Consider the following 12,448-nt stretch of genomic DNA (forward strand, 5'->3'; position numbering starts at 1 on the left):
AGCTGGTTCAGCCCAGGTGCTTGCCGACCAGGCCGGCCAGCTCGAACATGGTCACCTGCGGCTTGCCGAACACGGCCTGCAGCTTGGGGTCGGCATTGATGGCGCGCTTGTTGGTGGCGTCCTGCAGGCCGTTGGCCTTGATGTAGTCCCAGAGCTTGCGGATCACCTCGGTGCGCGGCAGCGGCTCGGGCCCGATCACCGCGGCCAGTTCCGCGCTGGGGGTCAGGCCGGGGCCGGCCTTGCGCGGCGCCTTGGGCTTGGCCGCGGCCTTCTTCGCGGCGGCCGGCGCCTTCTTGGCCGCTGGGGCCGCCTTCTTCGCCGCGCCCTTGCCGGCGTACTTTGCCGCCGGTTCGCGCGCGGCCTTGCCGGCCGCCCCCTTGCGCGGCGGGAACTTGCTCTCGCGCGGCTCGAACGCGAAGTTGACCTTGCCGGCTTCGGCGTCCCAGGCCAGGAAGGCCTTGAACGGGCGGCGCGTGCGCATCGAGACGAACTTGTCCAGCAGGTCGGTCTTGCCGCTGGCCAGCAGCTTGGCCATCTGCTCGCGCTCGACCGGCTGCTGCAGGATCACCTGGCCGCTCTTGAAGTCGCAGCTCGGGGTGGGATGCGCCGCGGTCGGCACCGAGTTCTCGCAGACATAGTTCTTGCCCCATTCGAACACCCGGGCGCCGCACTTGGGGCAAGGACCCAGCGGCTGCTGGCCGCTGAAGTCGATCAGCTCGCCGGTCTGCGCCGGATCCTGTTCGCCGCCGAAATCGAACTCCAGTTTCCAGTTCTTCTCGTCCTCGTCGTAGGTCAACGCGATCTCGGCGGTAAAGGGCCAGCCGGCCTTGGAGCGGAAGCCCTCGAGCGGGCCGAGCCGCTTGTCGCGCAGGAACTGCTCGGCCTCGGCGATTTCGAACGGCCGCCCGGCCGGAATCTTGGTGAAGGAAAAGCCGCAGGCGTCCTCGCCACTGCCGCTGCGGCCGGTGCAGGCATAGCGGCGGTAGTTCTCGCGCACCACGCCGCCGCAATTCGGGCACGGGGTGGCCAGCGTGGCGTAGTCGCCGGGCACGGTGTCGCGGTCGTACTCCTTGGCCTTCTTGACGATGTGCTTCGTCATCTCGCCGATCTCGCGCATGAACTCGTCGCGCGACAGCCGCCCGTGCTCCATCTGGGCCAGCTTGTACTCCCACTCGCCGGTCAGCTCGGGGCGGGTCAGTTCCTCCACCCCGAGGCCGCGCAGCAGCGTCATGAGCTGGAACGCCTTGGCCGTGGGCACCAGCTCGCGTCCCTCGCGCAGCATGTACTTCTCGTTGATCAGGCCTTCGATGATGGCGGCGCGGGTGGCCGGCGTGCCCAGCCCCTTTTCCTGCATCGCGTCGCGCAGCTCCTCGTCCTCGATGCTCCGGCCGGCGGTCTCCATCGCGCCCAGCAGCGTGGCTTCCGAGTAGCGCGCCGGCGGGCGAGTCTTCAGGCCGCGCGCTTCCACCGATTCGGTGCGCACCATCTCGCCCGGCTGCACCGGCACCAGCGTGCGGCTGTTCTCGTCGGCGGCATCGCCGCTGTCGGCCTCCTTGCCCCAGATCGCCAGCCAGCCGGGCTTGACCAGCACCTTGCCGTCGGTGCGGAAGCTGTGGCCCGCCACCTGGCTGATGCGCGTCGTCACCAGGTATTCGGCGGCCGGGAAGAACACCGACAGGAAACGGCGCACCACCAGGTCATACAGCTTCTGCTCGGCATCCGACAGGCCGTGCGGCGCCTGCAGGGTGGGGATGATGGCGAAGTGGTCGCTGACCTTGCTGTTGTCGAACACCCGCTTGGTCGGCTTGACGTACTGGTTCTCCAGGGCCTGCCGGGCGAACGGCGCCAGGTGGCCCATGCCGCTGTCGGCCAGCATGCCCATGGTCTGGCCGACCGTGCCCAGGTAGTCTTCCGGCAGGTGCTTGGAGTCGGTCCGCGGGTAGGTCAGCGCCTTGTGCCGTTCGTACAGCGACTGGGCCAGCGCCAGCGTGGTCTTGGCCGAGTAGCCGAAGCGGCCGTTGGCCTCGCGCTGCAGCGAGGTCAGGTCGAACAGCGGCGGCGCCGCGCGCGTCTGCGGCTTGGACTCCTCGGTGACCGTGGCGGCCTTGCCGCGCACCGCGTCGGCGATCGCCTGGGCTTCCTTGAACGACCACAGCCGATCGGCCTTCTGCTCGGCATCCTCCGGGTTCTTCTTCCACTTGGGGTCGAACCACTTGCCCGGGTATTCGCCAGCCTCGGCCAGGAAGCTGGCATGGATTTCCCAGTAGTCGCGGCTGACGAACTTGCGGATCTGCTCCTCGCGCTCGACCACCACCGCCAGCGTCGGCGTCTGCACCCGGCCGACGGTGGTGAGGAAGAAGCCGCCGTCGCGCGAGTTGAACGCGGTCATGGCGCGCGTGCCGTTGATGCCGACCAGCCAGTCGGCTTCCGAGCGCGAGCGCGCCGCCGAGGCCAGGCCTTCCATCTGGCGGTCGCTGCGCAACTGCTCGAAGCCATCGCGGATGGCCTGCGGCGTCATCGACTGCAGCCACAGCCGCTTGACCGGCTTGCCCAGCGCCTTGCCGGCACCGGCGTACTGCTCGATCAGGCGGAAGATCAGCTCGCCTTCGCGCCCGGCGTCGCAGGCATTGATCAGCTCGGTGACGTCCTTGCGCCGGGCCAGCCGGACCACCGCATTGAGCCGGCCCTTGGTCTTGTCGACCGGCTTGAGCTCGAAATAGGGCGGGATCACCGGCAGGTGGGCGAAGCTCCACTTGCCGCGCTTGACGTCGAACTGTTCGGGCGCCTGGATCTCCACCAGGTGGCCCACGGCGCTGGTGACCACGAAGTCCTCGGCCTCGAAGTACTCGTCGTGCTTGTCGAACTTGCCGGCGACCGGCGCCAGGGCGCGCACGATGTCCTGCGCGACCGACGGCTTCTCGGCAATGACCAGAGTCTTTCCCATGTTTCTACAATCCCGCTCTTTGCACGCGCGCATACGCGCACGCGTGCGTGTGTGCAATCAACTTATCAGAGTTTTCCCGATGCCAGAAAAAGCAGGGGGCGGCCGGCGCATCCAGACGCGCCGGTCCGGCGTCCACGGCAAGGGTGTTTTCGCCGTGCAGGACATAGCCGAAGGCGAGACCATCATCGAGTATGTGGGCGAAATCATCTCGTGGAAGGAGGCGCAGCGCCGCCATCCCCACGATCCGGACGATCCCAACCACACCTTCTATTTCCACGTCGACGAGAACCGGGTGATCGACGCCCTGCACGGGGGCAATGCGTCGCGCTGGATCAACCATTCCTGCGACCCGAACTGCGAGGCGGACGAGCAGGACGGCCGGGTCTTCATCAAGGCGCTGCGCAACATCCGCGCCGGCGAGGAGCTGAACTACGACTACGGCCTGATCATCGACGAGCCCTACACGAAGAAGCTCAAGGCCGAATACCCGTGCTGGTGCGGCGCTGCCTCCTGCCGCGGCACGCTGCTGGCGCCCAAGCGGCGGCGCTGAGACGCCGGCCATGGCGCATGACAGCGGCTTCGCCTCGATGAGAAGCGCCGGCGCCCCGGTCATTTCCCGTTCCTTGCCTGTCGCCGCCCCATGACTGCGCTCAGCCGGCAACTCGACGCGCTGCTGCCGGGCCTGGCCGTCGAATCCGTCACCGAGATCGACTCGACCAACAGCGAGCTGATGCGGCGCGCCCGCGCCGGCCGGCTCGAGCCGGTGCTGCTGCTGGCGCAGCGCCAGACCGCCGGGCGCGGCCGGCTGGGCCGCCAGTGGCTGGGGGAGCCGGGCGCCTCGCTCACCTTCTCGCTGGGGCTGCTGCTGGCGCCGCCCGACTGGTCGGGGCTGTCGCTGGCGGCCGGGGTGGCGGTGGCCGAAGCCCTGCACCCGGCGGTGCGCCTGAAGTGGCCGAACGACCTGTGGGTGCAGGACCGCAAGCTGGGCGGCATCCTGATCGAGACCGCAGCGCCGTCGGAGGGCGGACCGGCGCGCTACACCATCGTCGGCCTGGGCCTGAACCTGGCCCCGCGCGAAGGCGACGCCTATGCCACGCCGCCGTGCGCCTTGCGTGAACTGCTGCCGAAGGCGGCCGCCGACGCCGTGCTGCAGCAAGTGGCGCCGCCGCTGCTGCAGGCGGTGCTCGGTTTCGAGCAGTTCGGCTTCGCCCCGTTCCAGGCGCGCTTCGAGGCCCGTGATGCGCTGGCCGGCCGTTCCGTGCGGCTGAGTGATGGCATGGTCGGCAGTGCCCACGGGGTGGACACCCGGGGCGCGCTGCTCGTGCATACTGCCGCCGGCATGAAGGCCGTGGCCACCGCCGAGGTGAGCGTGCGGCCCGCCTGATCCACTCTGATGCTGCGCCTGGCCGTCCTGCTGCTGCTGCTCGCCAATGGCGTCTATTACGCCTGGAGCGAGGGGTTGCTGCTGCCCTGGGGCTGGGGCCCGCTGCCCCAGACCGAGCCGTACCGGCTGGAGCAGCAGATCCAGCCCGAACGGATCCGGGTGCTGCCGGCCGAAGAAGCCAAGCGCCCCGAGGCCGCCACGGCCGCAGCCGCCGTGCGGCTGGGCGAATGCCTGCAGGCCGGGCCGCTGCCGGAGCCGGCCGCCGAACCGCTGCGGCAGGCGATGGCCGGCTGGCCCGCCTCGGCCTGGACGCTGGAGCCGGTGACCGAGCCGCCGCGCTGGATCGTCTACATGGGCAAGTACCCGAGCGCCGCCGAAGTCGATCGCAAGAAGGGCGAGCTGCGGCAGATCGGCGTGGCCTGGGAGCCGCTGACCAACGCCGATCTGGAACCGGGGCTGTCGCTGGGCGGCTTTGCCACCCAGCAGGCGGCCGACCAGCACCGCGACAAGCTGCTGGGGCGCGGCGTGCGCACCGCGCGCGTGCTGCAGGAGCGCCCGGAAACCCGCGGCCACCATCTCAAGCTGGTGGCCATCGACGAGACGTTGCGGGCGCGGCTCGAGGAGCTGCGGCCGCTGCTGAACGGCAAGGCCCTGCGGCCCTGCCGCTGAACCCAGGAGGAAATCCGCGATGACACTCAAGCTCTACTTCGCCCCCGGCGCCTGCTCCTTCGTGCCCCATGCGTTGCTGGAGGCGACCGGGCAGCCGTTCGAGACGCAGATGGTCAAGTTGCACAAGCAGGAGCAGGACTCGCCCGAGTACCGGGCGCTGAACCCGCGCGGACAGGTGCCGGTGCTGGTGGACGGCGAGGCGGTGATCACCCAGATCCTGGCCATCATCGGCTACCTGGACGCGCGTTTTCCGCAGCAGCAGTTCCTGCCGAGCGATCCCCTGGCGCGCGCCAAGGCGATGGAGACGCTGGCCTGGATGAACAACACGGTGCATCCGACCTTCACCCACGTGTTCATGCCGTACAAGTTCAGCGACGAGCCGGACACCCAGGGCCGGATCAAGGCCTTCGCGGCCAGGCAGTACCGGCCGCTGCTGGCCGAGATCGAGGCCATGGCCGCGAAAGCCGCGCAGCAGGGGCGGCCGTTCCTCGGCGGCGAGCGCTTCGGGCCGATCGACGCCTATGCGCTGACGCTGCTGCGCTGGGGCGGCTACGCCGGCATCGACCCGGCCGGCTTTCCGGCGCTCTGGCCCCACGTGCAGAAGCTGGCCACGCTGCCGCCGGTGGCCCGCGCGATGGAGCGCGAGCGCCTGCAGCTGAACGTCTACAAGGCGGCCTGAGCCGCCGCACCGGCGGACCGGGCCGCAGCCGGCGCGCCGGCAAATCGCACCACCGCCCGCACGCCGGGCGGCTGGCTGCCCGGGTGGGCATCCTCCAGCCGCACCTCGGCGTCGTGCTGGCGGGCGATCTCCAGCACGATCGGCAGGCCCAGACCGGAACCGTCGACGTTGGTCTCCAGCGAGCGGTAGAACGGCTGGAACACCAGCTCCCGCTCGGCCTCGGGGATGCCGGGTCCGCTGTCCTCCACCTGCAGCAGCACCACGCCGCCGATCGGGTCGGCCAGCACCCGCGCCGTGACCACGGCCGCTTGCGAAGCGCCGGACGGCGTGAAGTTGAGGGCGTTGTCCAGCAGGTTGCGGATCAACTCCTTCAGCAAGGTCGGGTTGCCGGTGACCTGGGCGCCGACGGCGCCGGGTCCGGCGCCGTCGTAGCCGAGGTCGATGCGCTTGTCCAGGGCGCGCGGCACCAGGTCCTGCACCGCCTCCTGCGTCAGCTGCGCGAGGTCGCACGTTTGCCGCGGCAGCGTCTTGCCGCTGCTCTCGGCGCGGGCCAGCGCCAGCAACTGGTTGACCGTGTGGGTGGCCCGGATGCTGGAGCGGCCGATCTGCTTGAGCGACTGCTTCAGTTCGTCGGCATTGGCGCCTTCGCGCTGGGCCAGGTCGGCCTGCATGCGCAGGCCGGCCAGCGGCGTCTTGAGCTGGTGGGCGGCATCGGCCAGGAAGCGCTTCTGGGTGGCAATGGAGTCCTTCAGCCGCGTGAGCAGGTCGTTGACCGAAGACACCAGCGGCGCCACCTCCAGCGGCACCGCCCGCTCGTCCAGCGGCGACAGGTCGTCCGGCTTGCGCGCGCGGATGCGCTCCTCCAGCTGCGACAGCGGCTTGATGCCGCGCACCAGCGCCAGCCACACCAGCAGCACCGCCAGCGGCAGGATCACGAACTGGGGCAGCATCACGCCCTTGATGATCTCGGTGGCCAGCACGGAGCGTTTCTCGCGCGTCTCGGCCACCTGGACCAGCGCCGGCGCTGCGCCGGGCAGGTCCAGCGCCACCCAGGTGTAGGCCACCCGCACGTCCTGGCCGCGCATCTCGGCGTCGCGCAGGCGCACCTCGCCCGGTGCCGGCGCCTCCTCGCCCGGCGGTTGCGGAAAGTCGCGCTCGCCGCTGAGCAGCTCGCCCTGCGGACCGCGGACCTGGTAGTAGACGTAGTCGGAGTCGTCCGCGCGCAGCAGTTCGCGCGCCGGCTGCGGCAGGTAGAACACCGCCTTGTGGTTCTGCACCGCGACCAGCTGCGCCAGCGCCTGCACGTTGTATTCGAGCGCCCGGTCGAACGGCCTGCCGGCGATGCTCTGGGCCACCAGCCAGGTCAGCGCCAGGCTGACCGGCCACAGCAGCAGCAGCGGCGTGAGCATCCAGTCCAGGATCTCGCCGAACAGCGAGCGCTGCTCGCGCTGGAACAGCTTCATGGCGGGTGGCGGGTGGCGGATGGACGGGCCGGGCGCCGCTGCGGCCCGGCGCCCAGGCGGCGACCCGCCATGGGCGGCGGCGCCAGGCCGGGCGTCATCCGGGGATCTTCTCGAGGCAGTACCCCAGCCCCCTGACCGTGGCGATGCGGATCGGCCCCTTCTCGATCTTCTTGCGCAGCCGGTGGATGTACACCTCGATCGCGTTGTTGCTGACCTCCTCGCCCCACTCGCACAGGCGCTCGACCAGCTGGTCCTTGCTGACCAGCCGGCCGGCGCGCTGCAGCAGCACCTCGAGCAGGCCCAGCTCACGCGCCGACAGCTCGACCAGCTTGCCGTCGATGGTGGCCACCCGGCCGGCCTGGTCGTACACCAGCGGGCCGTGGCGGATGGTGCTGCTGGCGGCGCCCATGCCGCGCCGGGTGAGCGCGCGCACCCGCGCCTCGAGCTCCTGCAGCGAGAACGGCTTGGCCATGTAGTCGTCGGCACCCAGGTCGAGGCCGCGCACCCGCTCCTCCACGCTGTCGGCGGCGGTCAGGATCAGCACCGGAATCGAGGAGCCGCGGGCGCGCAGCTTGCGCAGCACCTCCAGGCCATGCAGCCGCGGCAGCCCCAGGTCGAGGATCAGCAGGTCGAACTCGTTGTTCGTCAGCAGCGCCGCGTCGGCCTCGCGGCCGTTGTCGACGTGGTCGGCGGCGGCGCCCGAAGCGCGCAAGGTGCGCAGCAGGCCGTCGGCCAGCACCTGGTCGTCTTCGGCGATGAGGATGCGCATGGGCGCGAAAGTCTCCTGGCGAAAATTCTAGGTGCCGCCGCGCGCCCGGCCTACAGGGTGGACCCGGGTTCAGCGAGCCGCCGCCGGGCCGGCATACGCCTCCAGCCCGAGTGCCACCACGGTGGCGACCTCGGCGCCGACCTCGGCGCGGAATTCCTGCTCGGCCAGCTGGACGGCCTCGCGAAAGGCGTGCAGCCACGCCAGCCCCGCTTCGGTGAAGCGCACCCGCCGGGCGCGGGCGTCGAGCGGGTCCGGCTCGCGCACCACCAGGCCCCAGGCCTCGCACTGGTTCACCAGGTCGCCCATGGCCTGCTTGCTCATGCCGGCCCGCTCGGCCAGCTCGGTCAGGCGCGAGCCCTCCAGTGCCAGGTGGCGCGTGATGTGGATGTGGGCGGCGCCGACCTGGGCGCGCGCGGCCAGGTTGGACAGCGCCAGCGGCACGTCGATGTTGCGGGCGATCAGCTCGAGCACCCGCTCGTCGAAGCGCCGGCTGGCGTGGCCGAACAGGCGACCCAGGTGGGTCTGGCGCCAGGCGTCATCCAGGCTGGGGAGCATTATTCAAATGGTAAGGCAAACTGACCAAAAACGACGTTACCTTGTTCCATCACTCGCGTTACAGTACTGGCCATGCATCCAGCCTGTGATTCGGCGCAGTGGGTGCCAGCCATCACAACCCATTGATCCACAAGGAGATTTCCCATGGATGCACCAGTCAAGGGCAGCAAGGTCGCCGCGGCCGACAACGAAAAGGCCAAGGCGCTGCAGGCCGCGCTGGCCCAGATCGAGAAGCAGTTCGGCAAGGGCACGATCATGCGGCTTGGCGAGGGCGAGCCGATCGAGGACATCCAGGTCGTCTCCACCGGCTCGCTCGGGCTGGACATCGCGCTGGGCGTCGGCGGCCTGCCGCGCGGCCGGGTGGTCGAGATCTACGGGCCGGAATCGTCCGGCAAGACCACCCTGACCCTGCAGGTCATCGCCGAGATGCAGGCCCAGGGCGGTACCTGCGCCTTCGTCGACGCCGAGCACGCGCTGGACGTGCAGTACGCCAGCAAGCTGGGCGTCAACCTGCCCGACCTGCTGATCAGCCAGCCCGACACCGGCGAGCAGGCGCTGGAGATCGTCGACAGCCTGGTGCGCTCCGGCGCCGTCGACCTGATCGTGGTCGACTCGGTGGCGGCGCTGGTGCCCAAGGCCGAAATCGAGGGCGAGATGGGCGACTCCCTGCCCGGCCTGCAGGCCCGCCTGATGAGCCAGGCGCTGCGCAAGCTCACCGCCACGATCAAGAAGACCAACTGCATGGTCATCTTCATCAACCAGATCCGCATGAAGATCGGCGTCATGTTCGGCAGCCCCGAAACCACCACCGGCGGCAACGCGCTGAAGTTCTACGCCTCGGTGCGGCTGGACATCCGCCGCATCGGCACCCTCAAGAAGGGCGACGAGGCGATCGGCAACGAAACCCGGGTCAAGGTGGTCAAGAACAAGGTCTCGCCCCCGTTCAAGACGGCCGAGTTCGACATCCTGTTCGGCGAGGGCATCAGCCGCGAGGGCGAGATCATCGACATGGGCGTCACCGCCCGGGTGCTGGAGAAGTCCGGCGCCTGGTACTCCTACAAGGGCGAGAAGATCGGCCAGGGCCGCGACAACGCGCGCGAGTTCCTGCGCGAGAACCGCGAGTTGGCGCGCGAGATCGAGAACAAGGTCCGCGAGTCGCTCAACATCCCGCTGCTGCCGGCCGACCTGGTCGACGAGAAGGCGGCGTAAGCGGGCCCGCGCACCGTGCCGCGCGCCGGCATGACGACGCTGTCACTGAAAGGCAGAGCCTTGCGCCTGCTCGGCGGCCGGGAGCATTCCCGCGCCGAGCTGGAGCGCAAGCTGGCTGCGCACGAGCCGGAGCCGGGGCAGTTGCGGCAGGTGCTGGACGAGCTGCAGGCCAAGGGCTTCATCAGCGAGCAGCGGGTGGTCGAGTCGGTGCTGCACCGGCGCGCGGGCCGGCTGGGCGCCGGTCGCATCCGGCAGGAGCTGCAGCAAAAGGGCATCGGCGACGAACTGGTCGCCCAGGCCGTGCAGCAGTTGCGCAGCACCGAGCTGGAACGCGCCCGCGAGGTGTGGCAGCGCCGGTTCGGTGCGCCGCCGCAGGATGCGACCGAGCGCGCCCGGCAGTCGCGCTTCCTGGCCGCGCGCGGCTTCGGCGGCGACGTGATCCGACGGGTCCTGGCCGGCCGCGACGACGACTGAGGCGAAGCCGCCCGCCGACCCGGCCGTTGGCGCAAGCGCGCCGGCGCGAACCGGCGTTAGAGCCCCAGCATCAGCTGCAGGTTCTGCACCGCGGCGCCGCTGGCGCCCTTGCCCAGGTTGTCCAGCCGCGCGATCAGCACGGCATGGCGGTACTCCATGTTGCCGTACACGCGCAGTTCCATCTTGTTCGTGTCGTTCAGCGCGGTGGGCTCGAGCTTGCCGTCCTCGGTGGGCGGCTGCACGCTGACCCACTCGCTGCCTTCGTAGTGGCGCCGCAGCACCTGTTCGATCTCCTGCGGGCTCGGCTGGCCCGGCAGCAGGTCCAGGTGCAGCGGCAGCTCCACCAGCATGCCCTGGCGGAAGTTGCCCACCGAGGGGATGAAGATCGGCCGGCGCGTCAGGCCGGTGTACTTCAGGATCTCGGGCAGGTGCTTGTGCTTCAGCCCCAGCGCATACACCTCGTACGGCGGCGCCTGGCCGCTGTCGTAGGCCTCGATCATGGTGCGCCCGCCGCCCGAGTAGCCGCTGACGGAGGGCAGCGCCACCGGGTGATCGGGCGGCAGCACGCCGGCGTCGATCAGCGGCCGCAGCAGCGCGATGGCGCCGGTCGCATAGCAGCCCGGGTTGCTCACCCGGTCGGCGCTGCGGATCGCCTCGCGCTGGCCGGGCGCCAGCTCGGCAAAGCCGAACACCCAGCCCTCGGCCACGCGGTGGGCGGTGGAGGCGTCGATGATGCGCGGCGCGCGCCCCTGCTCGCGCCGGATCTGGTCGACCATGGCGGCCGACTCGCGCGCCGCGTCGTCATGCAGGCAGAAGATGACCAGATCGACGCCCGCCATCAGCTCGCGCTTGGCCGCCGGGTCCTTGCGGCGCTCGGGCGCGATGCTCACCAGTTCCACCTGCGGCATCGTGGCGAGCCGCTCGCGGATCTGCAGGCCGGTGGTGCCGGCCTCGCCGTCGATGAAGACCTTGGGCATGTTCTCGTCCTGCTGTGCGCGGCGCCCTCGCTGGGGTGCCGTCAGGGTTTGTGCGATGCACCATGATACAGTCGACGGCTGCATTTCGCAGGGCCAGCGCCACAGCCGCGCCGGGGGCCCCTGCACCCTCCACGACTCTCCGGAAGAGACCCCATGAAGATTCACGAGTACCAAGGCAAGGAGATCTTGCGCAGCTTCGGCGTGCCCGTGCCGCGCGGCATCCCTGCATTCACGGTCCAGGAAGCGGTGGAAGCCGCGCAGAAGCTCGGCGGCCCGGTGTGGGTGGTCAAGGCGCAGATCCACGCCGGCGGCCGCGGCAAGGGCGGCGGCGTCAAGGTGGCCAAGTCGATCGACGACGTCAAGCGGCTGGCCGGCGAGATCCTGGGCATGCAGCTCAAGACCCACCAGACCGGCCCCGAGGGCCAGAAGGTGCGCCGCCTGTACATCGAGGACGGCGCCGACATCCAGAAGGAGTACTACGTCTCGGTGGTCACCGACCGCGCGACGCAGCAGGTCGCGTTCATCGCCTCCAGCGAAGGCGGCATGGACATCGAGGAAGTGGCGCACAGCCAGCCCGAGAAGATCAAGAAGGTGTTCGTCGATCCGCTCGAGGGGCTGACGGACGCGCAGGCCAAGGAGCTGGCCGACGGCATCGGCATCCCGGCCGGCTCCACCGCCCAGGCGGTGGACGTGTTCCAGAAGCTGTACCGCTGCTACATGGACACGGATGCTTCGCTGGTCGAGATCAACCCGCTCAACCGCGACGGCAAGGGCAACATCATCGCGCTGGACGCCAAATTCAACTTCGACGCCAACGCCCTGTTCCGCCACCCGGAGATCGTCGCGCTGCGCGACCTGGATGAAGAGGATCCGGCCGAGATCGAGGCGTCCAAGTACGACCTGGCCTACATCAGCCTGGACGGCAACATCGGCTGCCTGGTCAACGGCGCCGGCCTGGCCATGGCGACCATGGACACCATCAAGCTGTTCGGCGCCGAGCCGGCCAACTTCCTCGACGTGGGCGGCGGCGCCACCCCGAGAAGGTGACCGAGGCCTTCAAGATCATGCTGAAGAACCCCAAGGTCAAGGCGATCCTGGTGAACATCTTCGGCGGCATCATGCGCTGCGACACCATCGCCACCGGCGTCATCACCGCCTGCAAGGCGGTGAACCTGAACGTGCCGCTGGTGGTGCGCATGAAGGGCACCAACGAGGAACTGGGCAAGAAGATGCTGGCCGAGTCGGGCCTGCCCATCATCAGCGCCGACACCATGGCCGAAGCGGCCCAGAAGGTCGTCGCCGCCGTCAAGGCCTGAAGCCGGGGA

The 12,448-nt window shown here is 69.8% G+C and carries 11 protein-coding genes and 1 pseudogene; 7 read left to right on the plus strand and 5 right to left on the minus strand.

What is annotated here, in order from left to right:
* Positions 1–7: 7 nt before the first annotated feature.
* Complete coding sequence (locus PE066_RS11405) at positions 8–2,944, minus strand: DNA topoisomerase III (protein WP_271232661.1); 2,937 nt, start codon at positions 2,942–2,944, stop codon at positions 8–10.
* Between the two features lie 79 nt (positions 2,945–3,023).
* Between PE066_RS11405 and PE066_RS11410 the strand changes: the two genes are divergently transcribed.
* The 4 genes from PE066_RS11410 to PE066_RS11425 all read left to right on the plus strand — a co-directional run bounded on the left by PE066_RS11410 (position 3,024) and on the right by PE066_RS11425 (position 5,676).
* Positions 3,024–3,494: an SET domain-containing protein gene (locus PE066_RS11410; protein ID WP_271232662.1), complete on the plus strand. Its 471-nt coding sequence runs from the start codon at positions 3,024–3,026 to the stop codon at positions 3,492–3,494.
* Between the two features lie 90 nt (positions 3,495–3,584).
* On the plus strand, positions 3,585–4,328 hold the full coding sequence (locus tag PE066_RS11415; protein WP_271232663.1) for a biotin--[acetyl-CoA-carboxylase] ligase: 744 nt from the start codon (positions 3,585–3,587) through the stop codon (positions 4,326–4,328).
* Positions 4,329–4,337: 9 nt separating this feature from the next.
* Positions 4,338–4,997 carry an SPOR domain-containing protein gene (locus PE066_RS11420; protein WP_271232664.1) on the plus strand — a complete coding sequence of 220 codons (660 nt, stop codon included), beginning with the start codon at positions 4,338–4,340 and terminating at the stop codon, positions 4,995–4,997.
* Positions 4,998–5,016: 19 nt separating this feature from the next.
* Positions 5,017–5,676 (plus strand): glutathione S-transferase family protein, encoded by a 660-nt coding sequence (locus PE066_RS11425; RefSeq protein ID WP_271232665.1) that lies wholly within the window; start codon positions 5,017–5,019, stop codon positions 5,674–5,676.
* Here the strand turns inward: PE066_RS11425 and PE066_RS11430 are convergent.
* The 3 genes from PE066_RS11430 to PE066_RS11440 form a co-directional block, all read right to left on the minus strand.
* Positions 5,661–7,139, minus strand: coding sequence for a sensor histidine kinase (locus PE066_RS11430; protein WP_271232666.1), 1,479 nt, complete (start codon positions 7,137–7,139; stop codon positions 5,661–5,663). The genes PE066_RS11425 and PE066_RS11430 overlap by 16 nt on opposite strands.
* 94 nt (positions 7,140–7,233) lie before the next feature.
* Positions 7,234–7,908 (minus strand): response regulator, encoded by a 675-nt coding sequence (locus PE066_RS11435; protein WP_271232667.1) that lies wholly within the window; start codon positions 7,906–7,908, stop codon positions 7,234–7,236.
* A gap of 69 nt (positions 7,909–7,977) precedes the next feature.
* The gene (locus PE066_RS11440) at positions 7,978–8,463 is read right to left on the minus strand and encodes a MarR family winged helix-turn-helix transcriptional regulator (RefSeq protein ID WP_271232668.1); all 486 of its coding nucleotides are present in this window, start codon (positions 8,461–8,463) and stop codon (positions 7,978–7,980) included.
* 144 nt (positions 8,464–8,607) lie between these two features.
* Here PE066_RS11440 and recA point away from each other — a divergent pair, with 144 nt between their 5' ends.
* The gene (gene recA, locus PE066_RS11445) at positions 8,608–9,672 is read left to right on the plus strand and encodes a recombinase RecA (protein ID WP_271232669.1); all 1,065 of its coding nucleotides are present in this window, start codon (positions 8,608–8,610) and stop codon (positions 9,670–9,672) included.
* A gap of 30 nt (positions 9,673–9,702) precedes the next feature.
* Positions 9,703–10,146 (plus strand): recombination regulator RecX, encoded by a 444-nt coding sequence (gene recX, locus PE066_RS11450; RefSeq protein WP_271232670.1) that lies wholly within the window; start codon positions 9,703–9,705, stop codon positions 10,144–10,146.
* Between the two features lie 56 nt (positions 10,147–10,202).
* On the opposite strand, the gene argC is transcribed toward recX, so the two are convergent.
* Positions 10,203–11,123 carry an N-acetyl-gamma-glutamyl-phosphate reductase gene (gene argC / locus PE066_RS11455; protein ID WP_271232671.1) on the minus strand — a complete coding sequence of 307 codons (921 nt, stop codon included), beginning with the start codon at positions 11,121–11,123 and terminating at the stop codon, positions 10,203–10,205.
* Positions 11,124–11,276: 153 nt separating this feature from the next.
* Between argC and sucC the strand changes: the two are divergent.
* Positions 11,277–12,439, plus strand: a pseudogene (gene sucC, locus PE066_RS11460) (ADP-forming succinate--CoA ligase subunit beta).
* Positions 12,440–12,448 lie beyond the last annotated feature (9 nt).

The organism is Ramlibacter tataouinensis, assembly GCF_027941915.1.
Lineage (GTDB): Bacteria > Pseudomonadota > Gammaproteobacteria > Burkholderiales > Burkholderiaceae_C > Ramlibacter > Ramlibacter tataouinensis_C.